Origin of the sequence: Streptomyces sp. NPDC086554 (assembly GCF_040686095.1) — a bacterium.
Classification (GTDB): domain Bacteria; phylum Actinomycetota; class Actinomycetes; order Streptomycetales; family Streptomycetaceae; genus Streptomyces.
This window is the reverse complement of the sequence record NZ_JBFBJK010000006.1, coordinates 290,985-316,366: the sequence shown is the minus strand read 5'-3', so window position 1 is coordinate 316,366 and position 25,382 is coordinate 290,985. Positions and strand designations below refer to the sequence as shown.

The window sequence follows — 25,382 nt, the reverse complement described above, 5'->3', positions numbered from 1 at the left end:
GGTAAGGGTTACCTAACTAAGCCTTACCTTAGCGGATCGACGAGGAGTCGTGGCGGCAGGATGTGACGGAAACGCGCACATATATGAAGGAGACTGTCGTGTCGGCGAACAGCTTCGACGCCCGCAGCACGCTGCGCGTGGGCGACGAGTCGTACGAGATCTTCAAGCTGGACAAGGTCGAGGGCTCCGCACGCCTTCCCTACAGCCTGAAGGTGTTGCTGGAGAACCTGCTCCGCACCGAGGACGGCGCGAACATCACCGCCGACCACATCCGCGCGCTCGGCAACTGGGACTCCCAGGCGCAGCCGTCGCAGGAGATCCAGTTCACGCCGGCCCGCGTGATCATGCAGGACTTCACCGGCGTGCCCTGCGTCGTGGACCTCGCCACCATGCGTGAGGCCGTGAAGGAGCTCGGCGGCGACCCGGCGAAGATCAACCCGCTGGCCCCGGCCGAGCTGGTCATCGACCACTCCGTGATCGCCGACAAGTTCGGCACCGCCGACGCCTTCGGTCAGAACGTCGAGCTGGAGTACGGCCGCAACAAGGAGCGCTACCAGTTCCTGCGCTGGGGCCAGACCGCCTTCGACGAGTTCAAGGTCGTCCCCCCGGGCACCGGCATCGTCCACCAGGTCAACATCGAGAAGCTGGCGCGTACGGTCATGGTCCGTAACGGCCAGGCCTACCCCGACACCCTGGTCGGCACCGACTCGCACACCACGATGGTCAACGGCCTCGGTGTCCTGGGCTGGGGCGTCGGCGGCATCGAGGCCGAGGCCGCGATGCTCGGCCAGCCGGTCTCCATGCTCATCCCGCGCGTCGTCGGCTTCAAGCTGACCGGCGAGCTGCCGGCCGGCACCACCGCCACCGACCTCGTCCTCACGATCACCGAGATGCTGCGCAAGCACGGCGTCGTCGGCAAGTTCGTCGAGTTCTACGGCGAGGGCGTCGCCGCCACCTCGCTGGCCAACCGCGCCACCATCGGCAACATGTCGCCAGAGTTCGGCTCCACCGCCGCGATCTTCCCGATCGACGACGAGACGCTGAAGTACCTGCGCCTGACGGGCCGTGACGAGCAGCAGGTCGCGCTCGTCGAGGCGTACGCCAAGGAGCAGGGCCTCTGGCTGGACCCGGCCGCCGAGCCGGACTTCTCCGAGAAGCTGGAGCTCGACCTCTCCACGGTCGTCCCCTCCATCGCAGGCCCGAAGCGTCCGCAGGACCGCATCGTCCTCGCCAACGCCGCGCAGCAGTTCGCGGTCGACGTGCGCAACTACGTTGAGGACGACGACGAGGCGGGCAAGGAGTCCTTCCCGGCCTCCGACGCCCCGGTGAACCACCCCAACGGCGCCCCGTCGAAGCCGGTCACCGTCACCGCCCCCGACGGCTCGACGTACGAGATCGACCACGGCGCCGTCACGGTCGCCGCGATCACCTCCTGCACCAACACCTCGAACCCGTACGTGATGGTCGCCGCCGCGCTCGTCGCGAAGAAGGCCGTCGAGAAGGGCCTGACCCGCAAGCCGTGGGTCAAGACCACCCTCGCCCCGGGCTCGAAGGTCGTCACCGACTACTTCGACAAGTCGGGCCTGACCCCGTACCTGGACAAGGTCGGCTTCAACCTCGTCGGCTACGGCTGCACCACCTGCATCGGCAACTCGGGCCCGCTGCCCGAGGAGGTCTCGAAGGCCGTCAACGACCATGACCTGGCCGTGACTTCGGTCCTCTCCGGCAACCGTAACTTCGAGGGCCGCATCAACCCCGACGTCAAGATGAACTACCTGGCGTCCCCGCCGCTGGTCGTCGCGTACGCCATCGCGGGTTCGATGAAGGTGGACATCACCAAGGACGCGCTCGGTGTCGACCAGGACGGCAAGCCCGTCTACCTGAAGGACATCTGGCCGTCCGAGGCCGAGGTGAACGACGTCGTCGCCAACTCCATCGGCGAGGACATGTTCAACAAGTCCTACCAGGACGTCTTCGCGGGCGACGCCCAGTGGCAGGCGCTCTCGATCCCGACCGGCAACACCTTCGAGTGGGACGCCCAGTCGACGTACGTCCGCAAGCCCCCGTACTTCGAGGGCATGGGCATGGAGCCGGCCCCGGTCCAGGACATCTCCGGCGCCCGCGTGCTCGCCAAGCTGGGCGACTCGGTCACCACCGACCACATCTCCCCGGCCGGTGCGATCAAGGCCGACACCCCGGCCGGCAAGTACCTGTCGGAGCACGGCGTCGAGCGCCGCGACTTCAACTCGTACGGTTCCCGTCGCGGTAACCACGAGATCATGATCCGCGGCACGTTCGCCAACATCCGCCTGCGCAACCAGATCGCGCCGGGCACCGAGGGCGGCTTCACCCGCGACTTCACCGTCGAGGGCGGCCCGGTGTCGTTCATCTACGACGCCTCGCAGAACTACCAGGCCGCGGGCATCCCGCTGGTCATCCTGGGCGGCAAGGAGTACGGCTCCGGCTCGTCGCGCGACTGGGCCGCCAAGGGCACCAGCCTGCTCGGCGTGAAGGCCGTCATCACCGAGTCGTACGAGCGCATCCACCGCTCGAACCTCATCGGCATGGGCGTCGTCCCGCTGCAGTTCCCGGAGGGCCAGTCCGCCGACGCCCTCGGCCTGACCGGCGAGGAGACCTTCTCCATCGCGGGCCTCACCGAGCTGAACGAGGGCTCTACGCCTCGGACGGTCAAGGTCACCACCGACACCGGGGTGGAGTTCGACGCGGTTGTCCGCATCGACACTCCCGGTGAGGCGGACTACTACCGCAACGGTGGCATCCTGCAGTATGTGCTGCGCAGCCTGATCCGTAAGTAGCCTTACGGCAGTTGAGGGCCGCACCCCCGTTTTGCTGGGGGTGCGGCCCTCGTGCTTTTTGTCTGCGGCTACGTGGGGGCTTGTCGCGCAGTTCCCCGCGCCCCTGACGGGGCGCTTATCAGCCGCCGCGTCGAACTCTTCCTCGGAGATGAGGAAGGCGTAGTGCTGCAGTGCGATGTCCCACATCGCTCTGTCGAGCTAATTCCCGTGGGCGGTCATCACCGCTGAGGGAGGGTCACCCCTCCTCTACGAGTACTTTGCCGACGCCCGTGCCGCCGAAGCAGCGAGCACTCGACACGTCGGTCGCACCCGGAGCCAGCTTCTTCCAGTCTCCCCATGCGTCCGGCCACATCCCACAGACCACACGGACACGGAAGGACGCCTCGCCCCCAGTGTTGTTGGTGCAGTGCGCGTGTCCCCAGTAGCCGTCGGTGTCCGTGGTGCAGTCGAGAACCCCGGCGGCAGTGGCCAGTGCCTGCTGCGCGGCCGATGCACCCGGCGCGATGGCGAACACCGGCAGCGCGGCGGCCGCCACCGAGGCGAGCTTGAGGGCGAGCCCGGTGAGACGGCGAGGCTTGTTCATGGTGTGCTCTCCTTCTGGATCTCCGTCGCGGTGCACCGGACGTGCCCCGCGATCGGCACTGCTCTGATGTTTCCGAGCCGCCCTCTCACGCCGGTCACTCGATAGTCACTCGACACTCACCTCTCGTGCTGGGATCATTACGCAACGTGACTGGGGCGAGGGTTGCGGAGTTCGAGTACCGGCTTCTTGGGCCGCTTGAAGTGCTGTTCGACGGCAGGCCCGTGGCGATGCGGGCGGCCAAACAGCGGGCCCTCCTTGCGGCGCTCCTGGTGGACGCCAACAAGGTCGTGGCCACCGACACCTTGATCGACAGACTGTGGGACGAGCCGCCGGACGGGGCCCGCAACGCCCTGCAGAACTACGTGCTTCGGCTGCGCCGCACCTTGGGCGGCGGCGCGATCCACACCTGCGCGGGCGGCTATCTCATCGACGTGCCCGACGAGGCCCTGGACCTGCACCGATTCGATGCCCTTGTCGCCCGGGCCCGCGCCGCCGCGACGGCGCAGGCGGCGGAGCGGGCTTCGACGCTCCTCGGTGAGGCGCTGGCGCTGTGGCGCGGGGAGCCGTTCTCTGACGTTCCGTCAGAGTGCCTGCGCCTGGAGGTCGTTCCCGCGCTGAACGAGCGCCGCCTCGGCGCGTTGGAGCTGCGCACCGACGCCGATTTTCAGCTCGGACGGCACACGGACGTACTGCCGCGCCTGCGTGAACTCACCGCCGCCCACCCGCTGCAGGAGCGCTTCTGGGCGCAGCGCATGCTGGCCCTCTACCGCTCGGGCCGGCAGGGCGAAGCCCTGGAGTGCTATCGGACCGTCAGCGCCCTGCTGCAGGACGAGTTGGGCGTCGACCCGGGTCCGGAGTTGTGGCAGCTGCACCAGAGAGTGCTCACCGCGGACCTGTCCCTGACCGCACCGGCGTCGTCGCCGGATGGTCCACGGGCCGAGGGGAACCTGCCCGCCGAGACGACGACGTTCATCGGCCGGGAGAGCATCCTGCGCAGAACGCGGAAGCTGCTTGAGAACGCCCGGCTCGTCACGCTCACCGGTCCCGGCGGAGTCGGCAAGACGCGCCTCGCGCTGCGCACGGCAGCCGAGGCCTCATGGGCGTTCCCGCACGGGGCATGGCTCGCGGACCTGGCGCCGCTGACCGAGCCGCAGCTCCTGGACCGTGCGGTCGCCGATGCGCTGCGCATCCCCGACCAGTCGTTGCGCCCCGGCACGGCGGTGCTCGTCGAGCACCTGCGGGAGCGGCAGCTGCTGCTGGTCCTCGACAACTGCGAGCACGTCGCCGAGGCGGCAGGCCACCTCCTGAGCACGCTCCTTGCCGCGGCCCCGGGCCTGCGGGTCCTTGCCACGAGCCGCCAAGGGCTGCGCGTCCCGGGGGAGTACCTGCTGCCGGTGCCGCCGCTGATGGTCCCTCAAGACCGGGGCGCACCCTCGGCGTTGACGCGCTGTGAGGCCGTACGCCTCCTCGTCGACCGCGCCGAGGCCTGCGCCCCGCACTTCCGGATCACCGCACGCAACGAGGAAGCCGTGGGCCGCCTGTGCCGCCGCCTGGACGGTATTCCTCTGGCCATCGAGCTGGCGGCAGTGCGCCTCGGCGCGCTCTCGGCCGAGGAGATCCTGGAGCGTCTCGACGACCGCTTCCGACTCCTCTCCGACACCGGGGCACGCACCGGCCCTCGGCATCAACGCACCCTGCGCGGCGTCGTCGACTGGAGCCACGACCTGTGCGACGAGCGCGAAAGGAGCCTGTGGGCAGGGGTGTCGGTGTTCTCCGGCGGCTTCGACCTGGCGGCGGCCGAGGCGGTGTGCCCGGGCGAGGGTATGACCCGCGAGGACATCGTGGACGTCCTCGCCGCGCTGGCACACAAGTCGGTGCTCACCGTCGACACCACCGGCCCCCGGGCCCGGTACCGCATGCTGGAGACCCTGCGCCAGTACGGGCAGTGCAGGCTCAGGGAGCTCGGCCGGGACATCCTTCTGCAGCGGCGCCACTGCGCCTACTACGCGGACATGGCGGCGCGGGCGGCGGAACAGTGGTGCGGGCCCGACGAGGTCGCCTGGCTGTCCCGGCTGCGCCTGGAGTCGCCGAACCTGCGGGCGGCCCTGGACTTCTGCGTCACGGGAAAGGGCGACGCCACGGCCGCCCTCGGGATCGCCGCCGGCCTCACCCGTACTCGCTACTGGTTCTTCAGCAGCTCACTGGGGGAGGGGCGGCACTGGCTGACCCGCGGCCTCGACCTCGCTCCCCAGGCCCCCGCACCGCTGCGGATCGGCTGCCTGGCACTCGCAGCCTGGATCGCACTGTGCCAGGGAGACCAGTCGGCCGCCGAGCGCTTCCTGGCCGAGGCCGTGCGGCTGGGCGAATCGATCACGGACGGCGAAGCACGGGGCGTGCTCTCCTACATGGAGGGCGTCTTCGCCTTCCTCATCCACGGGGACGTACGGTCCATCGCGCTCCTGGCGAGGGCCAGGGAGCGTTTCCGGGCCGGGGGCCAGGTGGGCGACGCCCACATGGCGACCATGCTCTGGTCCATGGCGGAGTCCTTCCTCGGTGAGCCGGAGCCCGCGCTCGCCGCCGGCCATGAGTACGTGACCGAGGCCGAGGCCCATGGCGCGGGCTGGGCACACTCCTGGGGCCTGTGGGGCATGGCGCTCGCGGAACTCCGGCACGGCGACCCGCACCGGGCGGCGGAACTGTTCCGCGACTCCCTGCGCCGGCAGCGGGCCATCGGCGACCGCTGGGGCACCGTGTGGGGCGTGGAGGCCATGGCCTGGGCCGTCGCCGCCACCGGCGATCACGGCCGAGCCGCCCGCCTGCTGGGGGCGGCGGACCGGCTCCTGCGGACGACCGGCGTCGCCCTCACGGGCCTACGGCCGCTCCACGAGGCCCATGTCGAGACCGAGCACCTGGTACGCCGCACCCTCGGCGAGCGGGCCTACGCGGTGGCCTTCGCGGAGGGAGCGGGGACGCGGGATCCGCTGCGGTTGGCGCTGGGTGGGAGTGCATGAGGGGTCGGGCGAGAGGGCGGCGGCGGTGAGCAGCTGACGGCTGCACCGCGACGTATCCCGCGCGGGTGCGGTGCGCGAAGAAGGAGAGTGGTACGAGGGGGTTCTTGGTGCGTGCCTCGACGAGTACGAAGGCGCCGATGAGTGCCGCTCCGGCGAGCACCGCCGTCGCGGAGCCGCTCAGTACCCCGTACACGAAGGCGAGCGGACCGCCGGTGAGGAGTGCCGCGCCGGGCAGGTCAAGGTGGTGGTTGGGTCCCCGTCGGCCGTCGGGGTGCACCAGGCGGGGCGTGAGCGCGATGACGGCCGCAGTCAGCGGCACATTGATGCCGAAGATCCAGCGCCAGTCGAGGAGTTGGACGATCGCGCCGGAGAGCAGTACGCCGACGACGAGGCCGCCCGCCGAGATCGCACCCCAGATGCCGAGCGCCTTGGCCCGCTCCTCGGGGCCGGGGAAGAGCAGCGCGATCAGTGACATCGCGGCGGGTGAGGCGAGCGCCTCGCCCGCGCCCTGCGCGAAGCGGGCGGCGATCAGCGTCTCCAGGTTCGGCGCGAGCCCCGCCGCCAGCGAGGCGGTGGCGAAGAGCGCGGCGCCGAGCAGGAACATCCGCCGCCTGCCGAGCAGATCGGTCAGCCGTCCGCCGAGCAGCAGCAGGCCGCCGCCGATGAGGGTGTAGCCGGTGACCACCCAGGAGAGGGCGGCCGGGCGGGCGTTGAACCGCTCCCCGATGGCGGGGAGCGCCACATTCACGACCGTGACGTCGATCGCGATGAGGAACTGGAGGAGGGAGAGGAGAGCGAGCGTGAGCGTGCGCCGGGGAGGGAGAGAGGTGTTCACGTACGGGTACTCCAGGTCGGCCCCGAGCCGGGATGCGGCAGGGGCGGAGGAAGACAGGACGCTTCCGTGCCACGGACCCGCCGCGGGGCGGGTGGGGCACCTGGAGTTACTTGGTCACGGACACGGGGGCGACTGTAGTCGGCCGGGGCCCTGGGCGCGCTCGATTTTCCGGCGGTCCGCGATGACGGTGAGGGCCGCACGCTGCGCGTCACTCCCGGGGCCGGTTGTCCAGTCGTACGCCAGCACGTACTCGTCGGCCTCCTCGGTGCCCAGTTCGGCGAGGGCGAGCACGGCGGCCGCGCGACAGTCGTACCTGCGGTCGTCGTCCAGCAGCGCCGCCAACGCCCCGGCGCTCTCCGGCGCGCGCCTCCTGCCCAGCGCCTCGGCCACCGCCACGTGGTCGTCCTCCGGCAGGGACGCCCCCGCCAACTGGCAGAGCCCGGCGACCGCTTCGGGTCCGGGGCACCCGGCGAGCGCGGTGATCAGCTCATTGACGACGTCCTGCCGGGGGCGTTGCGCGAGGGAGGTGAGGACCGGTGCGGCAGGGGCGCCGATCCGGCCCAGGGCCCGGACAGCGGCCCGTGCGACGTCGCGGTCCGTGTCCCCGGCGACGACTGCCCCCAGCGCCTCGGCCGCCTCCGTCCCGGGGAAGGCGCCCAGAGCCTGTGCCGCCTGGAGACGCACAGCACTCGACGGATCCCGCACGGCGGCCAGTACCACCGGTAGTGACTCCCGCGCCCCGACCAGACCCAGTGCGTGCAGGGCGCGGGCCCGGAGCGAACCGGGCTGCTCCTCGTCTCCCGCCAGGGCCGCGAGGCGTTCGGCAGCCGGTCGGTGGCGCAGCGCGGCGAGCGCGTCGACGGCGGCGGTACGCAGCCCCGGCGCGCTCTCTTCGTCGAGGGCGGCAAGGAGTGGCGGCGCGGCATCCAAGCACCCCAGAAGCCCCAACGCCAGTGCGGAACAACGCCGTTGGGTCACGCTGCCATTCCCGGACAGCAGTGTGAGCAGCTCCCGCACGGGCGGCTCCGGCAGCCGGGCCACCGCCCGCGCGACCGCCTCGCCGATCCGTACGTCACCGAGCACGGCAAGCAATGCGTCTGCCGCTTCCGCGCCCCCGACGGCCCCGAGCGCCGAGGCCGCCGCCCTGCGCAGGGTCGGCACGACCGCTTCGTCGAGCAGCTTGATCAGGGTCGGCACGTCCCGGTAGTCGTGTGCCTCGCCGAAGAGTTCGGGGCGGTCCTGGATGAAGGCGCAGACCGTCACGGCGGCGCAGGTGGGGGACCGGTGGGCGGGAGGATGCCCCGGCACGGCATCCATCAGTTCACCCAGGAGCTCGTCCCTGCCGGTCTTGGTCCTGGAGAGGAGCTCGGCCGTGGGCCGCGCGGTCGCGGCATCCGGATCGCGCAGGGCGCGCCGCAGCATGATCTCGGGCGTCCGGCCGGCCGGTGGCGGCCAGGACTCCTCGGGTAGTTTTGTGAGCGCCTCGACCACCGCCCTGCGCAGTTCGGGAGAGCTTCCCTCCGCAGCCGCGAGGAACAGCAGGGCCGCACCCGTACGCGGATCACGCATCGCACCGAGCGCCCGGACGGCGTGCACCTCGACACCGGGCGGCAACGGCCAGAGCGCCTCCAGCAACGCGGGCACGGCCTCCGGCGGGCGCAGCTCGGCCAGCGCGTCGACCACCAGCCATGAAAGGCGCGGCTCGGCCAGCCGGTCGATCAGTTCACGGACGACCTCGGGCCCGCCGATGGCGCCCAGGGCCCGGAACATCTTCTCCTGCTGGCTGTAGTGCTCCAGCCGCCCGTCGTGCAGCAGCCGCAGCAGCGAGGGGACCGCTCGGCGCTCACGCAGCCTCCCCAGGGAGGAAAGGGCCTCCATATAGAGGTATTGGCGGTAGCTGTCCGGTCGCTCCAGGCAGTCGAGGAGCGCGTCGGTGGCCAGCGGACCACCGATGTCACCGAGCAGCTCGACGGCCCGTAGGGCCGTGTGGAAGTCGCCGGACCGCATGACCCGGCACAAGCCCTCCACGTCCCCGGCCAGCCGCATCCGGGCCAGGTCGGCGTGTGCCGCACCCTGCTCCATTCAGGCCCCCTGCCCCTGGTCCCCGTCCGACATCGCCACATAAAGCGGCGTACCGATGACGACCTTCAGCTCCCGCCCGTCCTCCTCGGTGACGGTGCCGTGCAGCAGGAGCCGCGCGAGGAAGTCGCTGTAGACGGGCGGCACCGTCAACGACTTAGAGAATTCGAGGACTTGGTCCTGAGGGGACCACCTGATCGCAGTCTGCCGTTGGTCCGGAGCATCACGCAGGAGCTGGAACAGCGAGGGCAGGCTGGAGTGGGACGCCTGGATCGTGTCGAGGGCCGTCCGCTGCCCGATCAGGTGGTGCGCCGACCCGATGAGCGCGATGACGGTGTCACCCTCGCGCCCCGTCATGAACGTCGGCCCGGCGGGTGTGCCGTACCCCGCGATCCGCAGCCCCAGATCACCCCGGAACCAGGGTCTCGGCTCCGTCATCCAGCTGACGTCGAACTCCCGCTCCAGGTACTTCTCGACGATGTCGAGCTGGTCATACGTGGTGGCCTCCGCGCGCGGCGCCTGCACGGCGACGCTCAGCACCTTGAGGTCGACCTTGGCCTCGACTGCGAGCCGCTTCAGGAGCTTCTGCGGGATCTGCCCGTAGAGCATGTCCAGCTTGGCGCCGGACACGTAGAGGTAGTACCGCATGCGCGGTCAGGCACGGTCCTGGGGGAGGGCCAGGAAGGCGGTCCAGGCGTCCGGCGCCACGGTGAGCTGCGGGCCGCCGTCCGGGTTCTTTGAGTCGCGGATGTGTACGGCGGTGGGGTGGGCGGCGAATTCGAGGCAGTCGCCGCCGTCGCTTCCGCTGTAGCTCGACTTGAACCACTCAAGTGAGGCACTGACGCTCATTGCTCTCCTAGTAGCCGGTCCAACAGGCCTTCGGTTTCCTCGGCGTTGAGGGCCTGTGTTCGCAGCATTGCACACCTCTGCGTCAGGATCGCCACCTCGTCGGGATCGGCGATCAGGTGGCTACCGCGCTGGGTCTCCGTATAGGCGAGCCTTTGGTGTTCGGGTGTATCAAGGAGTACGAACGGCCCATCGAGGGCGGAGTGGGCGGTGCGCCCGAACGGCAGGATTTGCAGGGCGAGCCCCGGCAGTTCGGCGTACTCGCGCAGACGACTCAGCTGCTCGACATACACTTCCTGGCCGCCCAGTTGGTCGTGCAGCACCGCTTCCCAGATGACGAAACTGGTGGTTGGTGGCACCTTGCGGTGCAGGATCTCCTGTCGCTCGATGCGCTTGGCGACGTACTGCTCGATCTCGTCCGCGTCGAGAACCGGGATGCGGCTGCGAAACACTGCCCGCGCGTATGCCTCGGTCTGGAGCTGACCGGGCAGTACTTGGTTCTGGTAGGACGAGATCGCAATAGCCTCTCGCTCGCAATCCAGATACTCCTCAGCCCACCGAGGAACCAAATCCACCTCCGGCATATTGTCGACCGCAGTCTCCAACGTCCTATTAGTCCCCAGGAGTTCGTCCAACTGCACCGCCAGATCCATCTTCAGAGGCCGCCGCCCCTGCTCAATAGAGGCAATCGCCTCCTCGCCGATGACGAACCGCTCGGCCAGCGACCTCTGTGTATACCCGGCCGCCTCCCGGTGGACGGCGAGCAGCGCGCCCACCATCCGCATCGCCGACGCGTTTCTCCGTGACCGTCGCTTTGGGCTGCTCATGCGGTCCAACTCCCCACCAGAGGCCGTGCCTTCACGCAGCGAACCCGTACATCCCAGCTGTACGGGTTCACGTACTGCTTCATGATGGCCACAGAGCGTGACCCTCGTCACGTGAACGACGAAACTCCACGCGAACGCCTCTACCGGCGCGAACGCCAGTCCGTCCCAGCCGCCCGCGCCTTCGCGACCGCCGCGCTCGCGGACTGGGGGATCGGTGCGCGACGTGCGTACGAAATCACCGTCTGTGTAAGCGAGTTGGCTACCAACGCCCTGCTGCACGGCGTCCCGCCCGGACGCGGATTCCGGCTGGGGCTGAGCCTCGCCGGTGACGTACTCCGCGTCGAGGTGCATGACAGCGGCGACGACGGATGGCCCCGACTCGCCGGCGAAGGGGATGACGCCGCCGAGTCGGGGCGCGGCCTGCTGCTCGTGGCGGCCCTGGCCGACAAGTGGGGGGTCATGGAGCGCGATCCCGGGAAAATCGTCTGGTGCGAGTTCGTTCAGGCCACCACTGGTGTCCCGTTCACAGCTCCCTCTCGGCGTGGCTGCCCTGGTCCTCGCTGGTCACGGTGACGGTTTCCGCACCCTCGTCGCCGTCCCACCAGTCGGCGAATGCCTTGCTGAGAGCGTCGACATTCTGCTGGGTCTTGTTGTCCTTGTACGTGAGGTAGTCGGTCGAGACGGTGACGGCGCCGGAGCCCTTCGCCCCGTATCCGATGGTGAGTTGGGTGATGTGCGGGGCGAGGCGTTCGCCGCTCGGGGAGTTCTTGGCGGCCCAGGAGCGGAATTCCTCCAGGAGGTTCGACGGCTTGTCACCGTCGTACAGTGTGGTCTTCTTCGCCGTCTTTCCGCCCTGCCCGAGAAAGCGCGCGCTCCCGGCCGCCGGATCCTCGTCCCACCATTCCGTGAACGCCTTTGCGAGCGGGCCGACTTGGTCCTCTGCCCCGCCCCAGGGGCCGTAGTCGGTGAGGACCTCGACGACCCCGTCGCGGTCACCGGACCGGTAGTCGAGGCTGACGTTCCGGGCATGGCCCGCAAGGGCGTCGTCGCGCTTCGAGTCATTCGTCTTCAGCCACGTACGGAACCCGAGCAGCAGATTGGGGTTGTCCGGGCCGTCCTTCCGCGACGACCCATCTCCTCCGGAACACCCCACTGTCAGGAGCAGCGCCCCCGCCGCGAGCGCTCCCGCACGCGTCCTCTTCCCCACTGCGTCTCTCCGATCAACCAGCTGGTGCAATACAACACTTACAGGGCAAGCAGCAAGTACCGCCCCAATCGACACATCGTTCGATCTATGCGTAACGTACCTTCTTGATTGATCTGTACCAATCGGGCCCCGGATGAGTGGGGTCCGTTTTTTGTGGGGGAACACCACTGTGAGAACGAAACGCACCCTGACGGCGATTGCTACCGCGGCCGCCCTCTGGGCCGCCGCGGGACCGGCCTGGTCCGCCCCGGACCCGACGCCGACGCCCACCACCGCGGTCACGCCGACCCCGTCGGCGAGTCCGACTCCGTCCGCGACTCCGACCCCGTCGGCGACCCCGACCCCGTCGAAGTCGCCGTCGGAGACCTCGAAGTCGCCGTCCCAGGACCCTGCCCAGGATCTGGCCCGCGAGCTCGAGAAGTTCTGGACGCCGGAGCGCATGGCCGAGGCCAAGCCGGTCGAGGAGCAGCAGGCCCGCGAGGCCGCTGCGGCTGAGGAAAGCGACGAGGAGGCGGCGCCCCGCGAGGGCATGCTGCGCTCGCCCTCGCACACCTTCAAGGGCATCAAGGAAGTCGGCACCTTCTACTGGGCGCAGAAGGCGGGCAACGACTACCCGGACCGCTACGACTACCGCTTCTGCGGCGGAACCGTCGTCCCGTCCCCGGGCAAGAACCTGGTCGCGTCGGCAGCGCACTGCTTCGACAGCAACGACCAGAAAGAGAACTTGATCTTCGTGCCGCAGCACAGCGCGAAGAGCCCGATGCCGCACGGCATGTACCCCATCAAGAAGGGCCACATCTTCAAGGACCCCGGCTACACCGGGTCCAAGAAGAGCGAGGAGAACTACACCGACGTCGACGTCGCGTTCCTCGCCACCGAGCCGCGCAGTGACGGCAAGAAGGTCGAGAACGTCGTCGGGGCCATCCCGATGGGCTTCAACACCGGCTTCAACCACACCGCGCACGCCATCGGCTACCCGTATCTGTACGGCGGCGGCAACTACAAGCCGAAGCAGGACCCGCTCAGCTGCACCACGCCGACGAAGAAGTACACCACCGGCAACACCAAGGACAGCGGCGGCAGGCTCTGGCGCGGCGGCACCTTCACCGAGATCCACTGCGACGGCTACGTCGGCGGCACCTCCGGCGGTCCCTTCATCACCGCGGGCAGCGAGTCGCCCAAGCTGATCGGTGTCACCGGCGGCTGGATGACCGGCGGCCACAGCGCCAACACCTCGTACTCGTCGTACTTCGACGGCGAGGTCAAGCGGATCTACGACGCCGCGAAGGCGAACAAGCAGCCGGCGAGCATCAACCCGCCGCCGATGGCCGACCCGGTCCTGCCCGGCCCCGGCACGTGGAAGCACGCCAAGTCCATAGCCAACGGCTACTTCGCCCTCGACGGACCGGTCTCCGACGACCGTATGGACATGTTCGTCATGTGGTCGGACGGCGAGCTGAGCATCTACCGCGGCGCGGACAAGGGCAAGAACCACTTCGACAAGGAGTTCAAGGTCCAGGGCCCCAATGCCACGTGGCGCAACCACGCCAAGCAGGTCGTCGCGGGCGACTTCACCGGGGACAACGGCTCCGACCTCATCGTCCGCTGGTCGGACGGCGAGGTGACGCTCTACCCGTCGGTCGACGAGAAGGGCTTCCACGGCGAGTACCAGCTGGCCGCCCCGAACGGCACCTGGAAGCACGCCGAGGCGATCACCTCGGGCCGCTTCGGCGGCAACAAGTGGCAGGACGACCTCGTCGTGCGCTGGTCGGACGGCGAAGTCACGCTCTACCAGAACACCGGCGACAAGAAGAAGCTCGGCAAGGAGATCAAGGTCGTCTCGCCGGGCACCAAGCTGGCCGGTACGTGGAAGCACGCCACCCAGATCACCGCGGGCGACTACTCGGGCGATGACACCTGGGACCTGATCGTGCGCTGGTCCGACGGTGAACTGACGCAATATCAGGACTTCACCGGCACCGGCTCCTCCTGGGGCGAGCACAAGTGGCAGGCCCCGAACGGCCTGTGGAAGCACGCCCTCGTCGTCAGCGGCGGCGACTTCACCGACAACCCCTGGGCCGATGACACCATCGTGCGCTGGTCGGACGGTGAACTGACCCTCTACGCCGACGGCAACGCCTCCGGCATCGGCGCGGAGAACCAACTCGTGGCGCCCGCGTAACCGCAGGCGAAGTCCCGGGGGAGAGGGGCGGCGGCAACCTGCCCCTCTCCCTCGGCCCACGACCGGACGGAGACCACACCATGAAGCGCGTGTACGCGATGGCCCTCTGCCTCGCCCTGTCGGCGTGCGACACGAAGACCCCGGGCGACCCCGTACGGGAATCCCACCACCGCCTCCTGGAGCAGTTCCGCTCCTGGGCCCGTGACACCGACGAGTCCCGCACCGCACGCCACGCGCAGGCTCTGTACACGGTCCAACTCGCCGACTCCGACGACGCGTACGACGTCGAGCTGAAAACCGACCTCCCCGCAAGGTCGGCCAAGGCCAAGGAGCTCGCCGAGCTCTTCCGCACCTGGTGGGACGGCGACGACGGCGACGGCACCGTGCGAGACCTCGTCCTGCTCGATGCACGCGGGACTCGCGTCGACGACCACCTGTTCCCGGCGCTCGGCAACGGCGGCTACGACGTCGCGCACTACGCCCTGACCCTCGACTACACCCCGGACGGCAACCACCTGACGGGCACTGCGGTGATCACCGCGCGGGCGACCCAGGACCTGTCCCGCTTCAGCCTGGACTTCGCGGGCCTGCGCGTGCGCCATGCCGACATCGACGGTTCTGACGCCCGCTTCAGCAGGAAGAACAACAAGCTGACGTTCACTCCCGCCCGGCCCATCGGCAAGGGGAAGACCTTCAAGACCACCGTCCGGTACGGCGGGGAGCCCCGGATGCTCACGGCGAGCGACGGCGGCGACGAGGGCTGGATCGAGACGGACGACGGCGTGGCGGCGCTCGGCCAGCCCACCGGCTCCATGACCTGGTTCCCCGGCAACCACCACCCGTCCGACAAGGCGACGTACGACATCGACGTCACCGTGCCGTCCGAGTACACCGCGGTCAGCAACGGAACGCTGCGCGAGACGCGGCAGCGGGGCGAGCGGACCACCTTCCGCTGGCGCAACCCCGAGCCCATGGCGAGCCACGCCGCGACCGTCGTCACCGGCGTCTTCGACATCTCCACCAGCACGACGGACGACGGCCTGCCCGTCTACACGGCCGTCGACCCCGACGAGGCGGACGGGCCCGTCGACGTACCCGACCTGGTGCCCGAGGTCGTCGACTGGGCCAGTGACCGCTTCGGCCCCTACCCCTTCTCCTCGACCGGCGCCGTCGTCGACCACCTGCCCGACCTCGGCTACGCCCTGGAGACGCAGACCAAGCCGTACTTCGAGGAGGCACCGGACGCACGCCTGGTCGTCCACGAACTGGCCCACCAGTGGTTCGGCAACTCCGTCACGCCCCGCGCCTGGCAGGACATGTGGCTGAGTGAGGGCTTCGCCACCTATGCCGAGTGGCTGTGGGACGAGGAGCACGGACACCGCAGCGCCCAGGAGACCTTCGACTCCTTCTACGACGGCACGCACCCGGAGAGCGAGGGCATCTGGGACTTCCCGGCCGCCGACCCGCCGACGGCCACCCGGGTCTCCGACCCGCCGGTGTACGGCAAGGGAGCCATGACGCTGCATCAGCTGCGCAAGGCCGTGGGCGAGGACACCTTCTTCGCCGTCCTGCGCACCTGGACGCGCGAGCACCGGCACGGGAACGCCGACACCGAGCAGTTCATCGCGCTGTGCGAGAAGGAGTCGGGGCAGGACCTCTCGGACCTGTTCGAGACGTGGCTCTTCTCGGCGGACAGGCCCGACGCGATCGGGTAGAGCAGGGGGGCGGGAGTGAACTCGCCACTCCCGCCCCCGTGTTGTCCTGTACTCCTGCCGAGACGGATCAGCTCAGGAGCTCGACCTCCGCGAGCGTCGCGGCCCCGTCCGGCACGAGCCGGTAGTGCCCGTACGTCCCCGGATCGTCGACCGTGAACACCCGGGTCTGCTGGTCCCAGGCGAAGGACTCGCCGGACCTCTTGTCCAGCTCCTTCCACTTCTCACCGTCGGCGGATCCTTCAAGGACCCAGCCGCGCGGCGCCTTCGCCTTGTCGGTGGACGACGTCAGCGTGTACTGCACCGCCTCGGTCTCCTTGCCGACCGGCAACTCTACGGCGGACTCCGAAGTGGCGTCCGTCGCCGACGAGTTGTCGAAGAGCGCGCCGTCACCCTTGATGGCGTCCGAGCGCGGAGACGGCACCTTGTCGTCCTGCGTGATCGACGTCGGCTGGGCGTTCTTGCCCGCGCCCCAGGCCGACGGCTTCGGTCCCATGTCGAACTCCAGGACGCCGCCCCGCGCGATCTCCTTGTGGGGCAGGGCAGTTGAGGTCCACCTCTTGCCGTTGACCTTCAGGCCCTGCACGTACACGTTCTTCGCACTGTTCTTCGGCGCCTTGACGACCAGATCGCGGCCGCCGTCCAGGTGCACGGTCATCTTGGTGAATTGCGGTGACCCGATGGCGTACTCGCCACTGCCCATCACCAACGGATAGAAGCCGAGCGACGAGAAGAGATACCAGGCCGACTGCTCGCCGTTGTCCTCGTCGCCGTGGTAGCCCTGCCCGATCTCGCTGCCCGTGTAGAGGCGGGAGAGGACCTCGCGGACCTTCTCCTGCGTCTTGGACGGTTCACCGGCCGCGTCGTACATGTAGGCGGCGTGGTGGGCCACTTGGTTGGAGTGGCCGTACATGCCCATGCGTACGTCGCGTGCCTCGGTCATCTCATGGATGACGCCCCCATACGAGCCCGCGAACTCGGCGGAGCCGGTCTCGGGAGTGGCGAAGTACGTATCGAGCTTGTCGCCAAGACCCTTGCGGCCGCCGTACAGATTCGCCAGACCGCGCGAGTCCTGCGGGGCGGTGAAGGCGTAACCCCAGGCGTTCGTCTCCGTGTAGTCGTAACCCCACACGCGCGGATCGAACTTGTCCGAAGGGACGCGCCATTCACCCTTCTTGTCCTTGCCCTGGAAGAAGCCCTGGGCGGATCCTCCCCCTGCGGCCTTCCCGTCGAAGAGATTGACGTAATCCCGTGCACGGTTGAGGAAGTACTCGGACTCCTCCTTGTAGTGCTTCTTGCCCGTCTTCTTGAAGAGGGCGTCGCCCATGCGCGAGATGCCGTAGTCGTTGAGGTATCCCTCAAGAGCCCACGACAGGCCCTCGTGGGTCTCGCTCGGGGTGTAGCCGAGGAAGGGCGAGGTCTCCATGCCCTTGCGGCCGACGCCCGAACTCGGCGGCACCACCGTCGCGTTCTTCAGGGCGGCGTCGTACGCGTCCTCGGCGTCGAAGTCGACTCCCTTGACGTACGCGTCGGCGAACGCGACGTCCGACGAGGTGCCCGTCATCAGGTCGGCGTATCCGGGCGACGACCAACGCGAGGTCCAGCCACCGTCCTTGTACTGCTGCACGAACCCGTCGACCAGCTCACCCGCCTTCTTCGGCGTGAGCAACGAGTACGCGGGCCACGTTGTGCGATAGGTGTCCCAGAAGCCGTTGTTGACGTACGGCTTCCCGTCGACGATCTTCGCGCCGGTGTGGGTCGGGGTGTCCGGGCCGGTCTGCGGCGAGAAGGGGGACGCGTACTGATACTTCGAACCGACCTTCTCGAAGCCGGAGTTGGGGTAGAGGTACAGCCGGTACAGGCTGGAGTACAGCGAGGTGCGCTGGCCCTCGCTCGCGCCTTCCACCTCCACCTTGCCGAGGATGTCGTCCCACTGCTTCTGGGCGCGGTCCTTGACGCGGTCGAACGACGTCCCGGACGGGATCTCCCGGTCGAGGTTGGCCTTGGCCTGGTCGAGGCTGATGAGCGAGGTCGCCAGACGCAGGTTCACCGTGCGGTCCTTGCCCGGCTTGAAGCGCAGATAGCCGGTGACGTCGCCGCCACCGCCGCCGTCGAGCTTGCCGCCGGCGGTCACGGGCGAGTCGAAGGTGCCGTACACGAAGAGCCGCGTGGCACCCGTCGAAAGCCCGGACTTGACGTCGGAGAAGCCACTGACGACCCCCTTCTCCTTGTCCAGCGTCAGACCACCCTTCTCCGAGACGTTGTCGAAGATGACACTCGCGTCATCACCGGGATAGGTGAACTTCATCATCGCGGCGTGATCGGTCGGCGCCATCTCGGCCTTCAGGCCGTTCTCGAAGGTCACGCCGTAGTAGTGCGGGCGCGCCGTCTCCTTCCCGTGCTTGAAGGGCAGCGCGCGCTTGGTCCGCGATGCGCTCGGGGTGTCCTTGTCGACCGACGGCATCATCTGGAAGGTCTGCCGGTCGCCCATCCAGGGGCTCGGCTCATGACTGGCGCTGAATGCCTGGATGGTCGGCAGATTGTCCCCGTTGTTCCCACGCGCGTAGTCGTAAAGCCAACTCAGGGAGCCCGCGTTGGTGACGGGTGTCCAGAAATTGAAGCCATGCGGGACGGCCGTCGCGGGGAAGGTGTTGCCGCGCGAGAAGCCACCGCTGGAGTTGGTGCCACGCGTGGTCTCCGCGTAATCCGAAGGATGGGCCTTCGGCTTCACCGGCGCCTTCTCCTTCAACGACACGTCATCCACCCACCCCCGGAATTTGGCAGGCCCCTTCGGGGAGTCGTACGCCACGAGCACCCGGTCGACGGTCTTGCCGCCCGCAACCTGCCCGATCCGCGAGACGACGTTGTTCCACTGGTTGACGTACAGACCCTTCGCGGCGCCCTGGCCCTGCGGGCTCAGCGGGAAGCCGTGCTGGTCCATCGCCTTGAGGTCACTCAGATAGGTGCCATCCGTGAAGGCCAGGTCCAGGGACACGTTCGTGGCGTCGTAGTCGAGGTCACCCTCGGCCATGGACGGGAAGACGCGATAGGAAAGTTCGGTGTCCCGGTGGATCGAGACGTTCACATCGAAGACCTTGTTGTACGAGTAACCGCGGCCGTCCACCTTGTGGGTGCCCGCATAGCGCAGCGCGCGCTTGCCGGTGAACCCGGCGCCCGACTTCGCGGTCGGCGAACCGCTGGGGCCCCGGTCGACGAGGGAGAGCATGTCTTCGGGGGCGGGCGTCTCGCTGCCGCCGACGGAGAGCTGAACGTCGGCCAGCTGGAGGGCGTCGGAGGCGCCGTTGTTGGCGGTGACGTCGAGGCGGTAATGCGCGTACGCGGTCGCGTTGTTCTCGAAGTCGTACTTCTTCGTCTGGTGCCGCTGCGGGAAGGCCTCGCCCTTGCGGGTGTCGAGGACCTTCCAGTCCTTGCCGTCCGTGGAACCCTGCAGGGTCCAGTCCTTCGGGTCGCGCTCGGCGTGGTCGTTCGCCGATGTCAGCGCGTACGTCACGACCTTCTGCGGCTCGTCGAGGTCGAACTCGGCCCACCCTGTGGGCGCGAAGGTCAGCCACTTGCTGGTGGGTTCGCCGTCGACGAGGTTCTCCTTGACCTCACCGCCGCCGGCGTTCTCAGCGCTGGCACGGACCTCGGTGACGTGGTCGTTCACACTTCCGGGGATGCCCGAGCTGAACGCGCCGTTGACACCGGCGGTCCGCTTCTTGCCGTCGGGGCCTGTCTCCACGGTGCTGAGCCAGTCGGGCTGGGCGTCGCTCTCCTCGAAGGACGAGGCGAACTCCCGTGCCGCCTTGGGTGGTTCCTCCGGCTTCGCGATGGCCGCGCCTTGCGCTGTCGCGACGAGCGAGAAGGCGGTGGCCGCCAGCAGGACGGCTGAGCGGGGTCGGTGGCCGAGACGGTGCCGGTGACCTGGACGGTGTCTGTGCCGAGGTCTGTGTCCCATCCTCGAATCCCTCCCTGCGAGTTAGACAACGTTGTCAGTTCGCTGCGCAAGGTCCAGTAGGGCGTCAAGTTGCCGCTGGTGTCAAGGCTGTTGGGGAGCTTGGTGGGGTGCGGGTGTTGCTGGGCCGGTGCTTGATTGGCGCCGGGGCCGCCCGGTTGTCCGGAGTGTTGCGGTTCCGGGCAGGGTGTAAAGGGCGCTCCGCTGCGCTGCGCGTCGGCTGCGCCGATTGCGCTTCGCTTCACCCTTGACACCCAGCCCTCCACCGCGAGAAGCGTGATGACCGGGCGGCCCTGGAAGCGGGGCTCACGGGGACTGGGGGTTGGGTCATCCGGCTTTCCTGCCGGGTGCGGACTAGTTCGTTTCACGTGCCGTCCGTCCGGCTGGAGGGGTGCGCGATCCGCTCGGGGATGGGTCCCGGCTTCGTCAAGCGTCCGACGACCGGATCTCCCCGGCTGGCCGTCACGGTCAGGGGCACGCGGCCGCTCGGGGATGGGTCCCGGCTTCGTCAAGCGAGTGCGGACCGGCCCTCGTGGGTGTGGGTGTGGGTGTGGGTTTGGTTCGGGTTCGCGGGGAGCCGTGGGTCGTGCCCCACCAAGTGGTGTAGAGAGCCGGACCTCTTGGGTCCGGATGCGGCCTCGTCAGCAAGGGCCCCGAACGCCAGGGCCCGATCCTGGCGCTGCTCAGCGCGGTCGGCGCCTAGCTGCGGCGAAGCTGCCCCCTGCCGCAGCCGTGACCTGCGGAGTTCTCAACTCCGCATCCCTACACCACTTGGTGGGACGCGATCGAGCCGTGCCGTGCCGCGACTGGCAGTCCGGCGGGGTCGGGGTCGATCGGGTGGGGTCGGCGCGGGTGTGGGCTGGGGGTGGGGGACCTACTTTGGGAAAGTTGTGTTCTGGCATAAGGGGGGCGCGCGGGATTTGAAACGCAACTTTGCCGAAGTAGGTCCCCCATACCCCCTAGCCGCCCAGCCCGGCGGATCTAGTCGCGCTTGGGCCAGATCGGGCCCTGGTCGGTCCAGATGACGCCCTTGTTGCGGCACAGGCAGAAGGGGTGGCCGATCGGGTCGGTGTAGACCTGCCAGCCGTAGCCGTTGGGGCCGATGAAGTCCTGCCTCAGCGTCGCGCCGAGGTCGAGGACGCGGCGCTGCTCGGACTCGATCTCGTCCACTTCGAAGTCGAGGTGGAACTGCTTGGGGTGCTCGCTGTCGGGCCACTGCGGAGCGCGGTAGTCGTCCACCTGGATGAATGCCAGCTCGATCTCGCCGAACTGGATGCCGGCCCAGTCCTCGGAGCTGCCTTCCTTGATCGGACGGCCCGTCACCTCGGAGTAGAAAGCCGCCAGCTTCATCGTGTCCGGGCAGTCGATAATGAAGTCGGTGAGTCGCAGCATCCCGCGATCTTAGTCGCCGGTTGTGCCGTCGAGCATCTCGCGCAGGATGTCCAGGTGGCCGTTGTGGCGGGCCGTCTCCTCGGTGAGGTGGAGGAGGATCCAGCGCAGGTCGACGTGGAGGCCGTTGCGGATGGTTCGCTGGGCCTGCTTGTCCAGGCCGTTCCCGGCGACCAGTTCGCGGTAGCGGGCGCTCTGTTCGGTGTATTCGTCGAGCAACTGCGCGAGCGGGAAGTCGACGGCGATGCGCATCTCGCGGTCGGGGTCCTCGTCGGTCCAGGGGCCCCGGTCTGCCTCGCCGAGGAAGACCACCTGGAACCAGTAGTACTCGACCCAGCGGAGGTGGTTGATCACTCCGCTCATGGTCATCAGCGGTGAGCCCGGCAGGAGCGCGTTGCGTGCGTTCTCCTCGGAGACACCATCGCATTTGGCGCGTGCGGTGTCACGTGCGTAGTCGAGAAACGTGGTGAGCTGGGTGCGCTCGTCCCACGCAGACGGTGTGTCATCGATTCTGGTCATCGCGCGAAGCGTCCCCGACGATCGTGCCCCATGTCGAGGTATTTACCGCCGGACAGGCCGGCTAGGGGGTATGGGGGACCTACTTCGGCAAAGTTGCGTTTCAAATCCCGCGCGCCCCCCTTATGCCAGAACACAACTTTCCCAAAGTAGGTCCCCCACCCCCCCCACCATCCGCGACGCGTGACGGTCACCCCGGAAGATCCGGCCGGTAGACGCTTGACGAAGCCGGGACCGATCCCCGGAGTGGCCGCGTGCCCCTGACCCGACGCCCGCCCCGGAAGGATCCGGCCGGTAGACGCTTGACGAAGCCGGGACCCATCCCCCCACCGGCCGCGCACCGCTTCCAGCGATGCGGCGCGCTGCTCCGAACTAGTCCGCACCCGGCCGCGAAGCCGGGTGACCCATCCCCCCGTCCCCGTGAGCCCCGCTTCGTGGCCGCCCGGTCATCACGCTTCCCGCGGTGGAGGGGCGGGTGTCAAGGGTGGAGCGCAGCGGAATCGGCGAAGCCGACGCGCAGCGCAGCGGAGCGCCCTTTACGCACGGCCCGGAACCGCCATACTCCGGACAACCGGGCGGCCCCGGTACGAACACCACCACCGGCCCAGCAAATTCGCTCACGCCGTGAACGAACCACCCCACGTCTCCGCGAGGTCTCAACTCGGGAAAGACTGCTGGCCGAAGCTGTGTTCGATCTTGCTCTGCTGCCGAAGAGTGGACTATACCTATCGGCACCCTGAGTGGCGGGTGCGAGCCCTTGCCATGAGTTGTCGCACGTTCAGTACCACCCCAGCTTCAACTGACCCGCGGTGTCGGGCCCTTCGCCCCCAGTGAGCCGGCGGGGTCCGCACACCGCCTGAGTCCTGGAGAAGGCGAGGACTTGAGCATGGGATCCACCAGCTTCAACCGTCGTGACGTGATGAAGAAGGCGGCAGTCACCGGCTTGCTCGCGGTGCCGGCCATGGGCGCGCTGAGCTCCTGCGCAAGCGGCGGCGGCGAGGAGAACAAGGCCGAAAAGGGCGAGAAGTCCAAGAAGAACCCGCTGGGCGTGAAGGCCGACGCCGCCCTCGGGGTCGTCATCTTCAACGGTGGATACGGCGACAAGTACGCCCAGTTCGTCACCGACATGTACCAGAAGCACTACCCCAAGTCCGACCCCAACCAGAAGGCAACCACCAAGATCGCCACCCAGCTGCAGCCGAAGATCGTCCGCGGCAAGCCGACGGCGGACGTGGTCAACAACTCCGGCGCCGACCAGATGAACATCGGCAAGCTGGTGCACAACAAGCAGGTCGCCGACCTCGGAGAGGTGCTCGACGCCCCCTCGTGGGACGACCCGAAGGTCAAGGTGCGCGACACCTTGGTGCCCGTGGTCGAGACGATGGGCCAGTTCGGCGGCAAGGAGTGCTACCAGCTGAACATCGCCGTGACCGTCTACGGCAACTGGTACTCCAAGAAGCTCCTGGAGAAGGGGCTCGAGGCCGAGTACCCGAAGACCTGGGACGAGATGCTCGCGGTCTGCAAGAAGGCCAAGGGGAAAGGCATCCACGGGTGGAGCTACCCCGGCGGTCACCCCCGCTACATGTTCTTCAGCATGTACGCCATGTTCGCCCAGCGTGGCGGGCGCGACGTCATCACAGCGATGGACTACCTGGAGCCGGACGCCTGGAAGAACGACGCCGTCAAGGACGTCTTCGAGGCCTGGGAAGAGCTCGTCGCCAAGAAGTACGTACTCACCGGCTTCGACGGCACCGAGGCGCACACGGAGATGCAGACCGCCTGGACCAAGGGCGGCAAGTGTCTCTTCGTACCCAATGGTTCGTGGGTGGAGAACGAGGCCAAGGACACCACGCCCAAGGACTTCCAGATGACGGTCGGCGCGACCCCGTCCCTGGACTCCGGCGACAAGATGCCCTTCGGCACGCTCTTCGCCCCGGCCGGTGAGCCGTTCATCGTCCCGTCCAAGGCCAAGAACGTGCAGGGCGGCCTGGAGTGGCTGCGGATGATGTACAGCAAGGAGGCCGCCCTGAACCTGTTCAAGGAGGTCGGCTCGATCCCCGCGGTCAAGGGCGCCATCGACGGCCAGCAGCTGCCGTCCGGCACGGCGAGCGCACAGGCGGCCATCGACGCGGCCGGCGAGAACGTCGTCATCCCCAAGTTCTACGACTGGTACAACGAGCTGTTCCGCGAGGACTTCAACAACATGATCGCCAAGTTCATGCTGGGCCAGATCGGCACCAAGCAGGCGATGGACACCATGCAGAAGGCATCCGAGCGGATCCTGAAGGACCCCGACGTCATCAAGGTCAAGAAGGCCTGACGGGCAACGGATCCGGGTAGACGGGCACGTGAGCGATGCGGGGCGGAGCAGCATGACGACGGACACCCGGGTGGACGAATCCCCACCCCCGAAGAAGGCAGCGGACCGGACGGGCCCGCCCAAGGCGCCGAACCGGCTGCTGTTCCTCCTGGCGGTGCTGCTGCCGCCTCGCTTCACCCCCGACAGCGTGCGCTACGACCGGCGCTACCGCACGCTCGACAAGTACCGCTTCATCGCGGGCTTCCTGGGCTTGCCCCTCGCGTTCTACGCCCTGTTCGTCATCTCGCCCTTCATCCAGGCGATCTACTACTCGTTCACCGACTGGTCCGGCGGACCGGTGGCGAACTTCATCGGCTTCGACAACTTCACCAAGATGTGGGACGACGAGCGCTTCTGGGACTCCCTGGAGATGAGCGTCGCCCTTGCGGTCATCGCCCCGCTCGTCACGCTCGTACTCGGCATGTTCTTCGCCTACATGATCACCTCGGGCGGGCGGCACCGTAAGGGCCAGGCCATCGCCGGTGTCGCGGGATCGTCGTTCTATAAAGTCGTCTACTTCTTTCCGCAGGTCCTTTCGGTGGCCATCATCGCCGTCGTCTGGGGGCGCGTCCTCAACACCAACAGCGGGCTGATCAACGGCGGGCTCGACAAGGTGGGCATCGACGGCCCCGCCTGGCTCGGCGGCGACCGCTCCCTCGCCCTCATCGCCGTACTCGTCGTGCTCTCCTGGAGCTTCGTCGGCTTCTATGTCGTGCTGTTCTCCGCGGCCATGGGTGCGATCCCCAGGGACATCTACGAAGCCGCACTGCTCGACGGCGCGGGGCGTGGACGGACCTTCTTCAGTGTGACGCTCCCGCTGATCTGGGACACCGTGCGCACCGGCTGGATCTATATGGGCATTCAGGCGCTCGACTCGTTCGCCATCGTGTTGGTGATGGTGCCCGAGCATGTCCTGAAGGTCACTCCGGTCTTCCTCTACGAACGATTCCGGGACGGCCAGTACGGCTATGCGACGTCCATCGGCGTCGTCCTTCTCGTCCTCAGCATGGCGTTCTCGCTGATCGTCATGAGGATCGGGAATCGCGACCGGATCGAATACTGAGA

Annotated in this window: 16 protein-coding genes and 1 pseudogene; 7 read left to right on the top strand and 10 right to left on the bottom strand. The window is 68.2% G+C overall.

Going from position 1 to position 25,382, the window contains the following annotated elements; all coding sequences use genetic code 11:
- The first annotated feature begins 98 nt into the window (after window positions 1-98).
- Window positions 99-2,816: an aconitate hydratase AcnA gene (gene acnA / locus AB0O76_RS12870; RefSeq protein ID WP_365488821.1), complete on the top strand. Its 2,718-nt coding sequence runs from the start codon at window positions 99-101 to the stop codon at window positions 2,814-2,816.
- Between the two features lie 235 nt (window positions 2,817-3,051).
- On the opposite strand, the gene AB0O76_RS12865 is transcribed toward acnA, so the two are convergent.
- The gene (locus AB0O76_RS12865; protein WP_365488818.1) at window positions 3,052-3,399 is read right to left on the bottom strand and encodes a hypothetical protein; all 348 of its coding nucleotides are present in this window, start codon (window positions 3,397-3,399) and stop codon (window positions 3,052-3,054) included.
- Between the two features lie 227 nt (window positions 3,400-3,626).
- Between AB0O76_RS12865 and AB0O76_RS12860 the strand changes: the two are divergent.
- A pseudogene (locus AB0O76_RS12860) lies at window positions 3,627-4,271 on the top strand (AfsR/SARP family transcriptional regulator); the annotation flags it as partial.
- A 1,990-nt stretch (window positions 4,272-6,261) separates the two neighbouring features.
- Here AB0O76_RS12860 and AB0O76_RS12855 read toward each other — a convergent pair.
- The 5 genes from AB0O76_RS12855 to AB0O76_RS12835 form a co-directional block, all read right to left on the bottom strand.
- Window positions 6,262-7,245: an MFS transporter gene (locus tag AB0O76_RS12855; RefSeq protein ID WP_365488815.1), complete on the bottom strand. Its 984-nt coding sequence runs from the start codon at window positions 7,243-7,245 to the stop codon at window positions 6,262-6,264.
- 114 nt (window positions 7,246-7,359) lie between these two features.
- On the bottom strand, window positions 7,360-9,327 hold the full coding sequence (locus AB0O76_RS12850; RefSeq protein WP_365488812.1) for a HEAT repeat domain-containing protein: 1,968 nt from the start codon (window positions 9,325-9,327) through the stop codon (window positions 7,360-7,362).
- Window positions 9,328-9,972: an SAVMC3_10250 family protein gene (locus AB0O76_RS12845; RefSeq protein WP_365488809.1), complete on the bottom strand. Its 645-nt coding sequence runs from the start codon at window positions 9,970-9,972 to the stop codon at window positions 9,328-9,330.
- Window positions 9,973-9,978: 6 nt separating this feature from the next.
- Window positions 9,979-10,173 carry a DUF397 domain-containing protein gene (locus tag AB0O76_RS12840; protein WP_365488806.1) on the bottom strand — a complete coding sequence of 65 codons (195 nt, stop codon included), beginning with the start codon at window positions 10,171-10,173 and terminating at the stop codon, window positions 9,979-9,981.
- Window positions 10,170-10,997 carry a helix-turn-helix transcriptional regulator gene (locus tag AB0O76_RS12835; protein WP_365488803.1) on the bottom strand — a complete coding sequence of 276 codons (828 nt, stop codon included), beginning with the start codon at window positions 10,995-10,997 and terminating at the stop codon, window positions 10,170-10,172. Before AB0O76_RS12835 ends, AB0O76_RS12840 begins: the two co-directional genes overlap by 4 nt.
- A gap of 111 nt (window positions 10,998-11,108) precedes the next feature.
- Between AB0O76_RS12835 and AB0O76_RS12830 the strand changes: the two genes are divergently transcribed.
- A complete protein-coding gene (locus tag AB0O76_RS12830) occupies window positions 11,109-11,570 on the top strand; it encodes an ATP-binding protein (RefSeq protein WP_365488800.1) in 462 nt (153 codons plus the stop codon).
- Here the strand turns inward: AB0O76_RS12830 and AB0O76_RS12825 are convergent.
- On the bottom strand, window positions 11,521-12,204 hold the full coding sequence (locus tag AB0O76_RS12825) for a hypothetical protein (protein WP_365488797.1): 684 nt from the start codon (window positions 12,202-12,204) through the stop codon (window positions 11,521-11,523). The two genes, AB0O76_RS12830 and AB0O76_RS12825, sit on opposite strands and share 50 nt — an antisense overlap.
- A gap of 169 nt (window positions 12,205-12,373) precedes the next feature.
- Between AB0O76_RS12825 and AB0O76_RS12820 the strand changes: the two genes are divergently transcribed.
- Window positions 12,374-14,386, top strand: a complete 2,013-nt coding sequence (locus tag AB0O76_RS12820) for a trypsin-like serine protease (RefSeq protein WP_365488794.1) — start codon at window positions 12,374-12,376, stop codon at window positions 14,384-14,386.
- A gap of 80 nt (window positions 14,387-14,466) precedes the next feature.
- Window positions 14,467-16,101: a M1 family metallopeptidase gene (locus AB0O76_RS12815; RefSeq protein ID WP_365488791.1), complete on the top strand. Its 1,635-nt coding sequence runs from the start codon at window positions 14,467-14,469 to the stop codon at window positions 16,099-16,101.
- Window positions 16,102-16,168: 67 nt separating this feature from the next.
- Here AB0O76_RS12815 and AB0O76_RS12810 read toward each other — a convergent pair whose 3' ends face one another.
- From AB0O76_RS12810 to AB0O76_RS12800, 3 genes are all read right to left on the bottom strand, one after another.
- Window positions 16,169-20,056: a GH92 family glycosyl hydrolase gene (locus AB0O76_RS12810; RefSeq protein ID WP_365488788.1), complete on the bottom strand. Its 3,888-nt coding sequence runs from the start codon at window positions 20,054-20,056 to the stop codon at window positions 16,169-16,171.
- A 978-nt stretch (window positions 20,057-21,034) separates the two neighbouring features.
- On the bottom strand, window positions 21,035-21,445 hold the full coding sequence (locus tag AB0O76_RS12805; protein ID WP_365488785.1) for a VOC family protein: 411 nt from the start codon (window positions 21,443-21,445) through the stop codon (window positions 21,035-21,037).
- 9 nt (window positions 21,446-21,454) lie between these two features.
- The gene (locus AB0O76_RS12800; protein ID WP_365488782.1) at window positions 21,455-21,961 is read right to left on the bottom strand and encodes a DinB family protein; all 507 of its coding nucleotides are present in this window, start codon (window positions 21,959-21,961) and stop codon (window positions 21,455-21,457) included.
- A gap of 883 nt (window positions 21,962-22,844) precedes the next feature.
- On the opposite strand from AB0O76_RS12800, the gene ngcE reads away from it, so the two are divergent.
- Both ngcE and AB0O76_RS12790 read left to right on the top strand, forming a co-directional pair.
- Window positions 22,845-24,278 (top strand): N-acetylglucosamine/diacetylchitobiose ABC transporter substrate-binding protein, encoded by a 1,434-nt coding sequence (gene ngcE, locus AB0O76_RS12795; protein WP_365488779.1) that lies wholly within the window; start codon window positions 22,845-22,847, stop codon window positions 24,276-24,278.
- A gap of 52 nt (window positions 24,279-24,330) precedes the next feature.
- Entirely contained in the window at window positions 24,331-25,380 is a 1,050-nt protein-coding gene (locus AB0O76_RS12790; protein ID WP_365488776.1) for a sugar ABC transporter permease, read from the top strand.
- Window positions 25,381-25,382 lie beyond the last annotated feature (2 nt).

What these genes read in the sequence shown, in the direction of transcription:
- AB0O76_RS12865 (WP_365488818.1), bottom strand. Translation starts at nt 3,399, where the DNA reads ATGAACAAGCCTCGCCGTCTCACCGGGCTCGCCCTCAAGCTCGCCTCG.
- AB0O76_RS12850 (WP_365488812.1), bottom strand. Translation starts at nt 9,327, where the DNA reads ATGGAGCAGGGTGCGGCACACGCCGACCTGGCCCGGATGCGGCTGGCC.
- AB0O76_RS12845 (WP_365488809.1), bottom strand. Translation starts at nt 9,972, where the DNA reads ATGCGGTACTACCTCTACGTGTCCGGCGCCAAGCTGGACATGCTCTAC.
- AB0O76_RS12840 (WP_365488806.1), bottom strand. Translation starts at nt 10,173, where the DNA reads ATGAGCGTCAGTGCCTCACTTGAGTGGTTCAAGTCGAGCTACAGCGGA.
- AB0O76_RS12835 (WP_365488803.1), bottom strand. Translation starts at nt 10,997, where the DNA reads ATGAGCAGCCCAAAGCGACGGTCACGGAGAAACGCGTCGGCGATGCGG.
- AB0O76_RS12815 (WP_365488791.1), top strand. Translation starts at nt 14,467, where the DNA reads ATGAAGCGCGTGTACGCGATGGCCCTCTGCCTCGCCCTGTCGGCGTGC.
- AB0O76_RS12810 (WP_365488788.1), bottom strand. Translation starts at nt 20,056, where the DNA reads ATGGGACACAGACCTCGGCACAGACACCGTCCAGGTCACCGGCACCGT.
- AB0O76_RS12805 (WP_365488785.1), bottom strand. Translation starts at nt 21,445, where the DNA reads ATGCTGCGACTCACCGACTTCATTATCGACTGCCCGGACACGATGAAG.
- AB0O76_RS12800 (WP_365488782.1), bottom strand. Translation starts at nt 21,961, where the DNA reads ATGACCAGAATCGATGACACACCGTCTGCGTGGGACGAGCGCACCCAG.
- ngcE (WP_365488779.1), top strand. Translation starts at nt 22,845, where the DNA reads ATGGGATCCACCAGCTTCAACCGTCGTGACGTGATGAAGAAGGCGGCA.
- AB0O76_RS12790 (WP_365488776.1), top strand. Translation starts at nt 24,331, where the DNA reads ATGACGACGGACACCCGGGTGGACGAATCCCCACCCCCGAAGAAGGCA.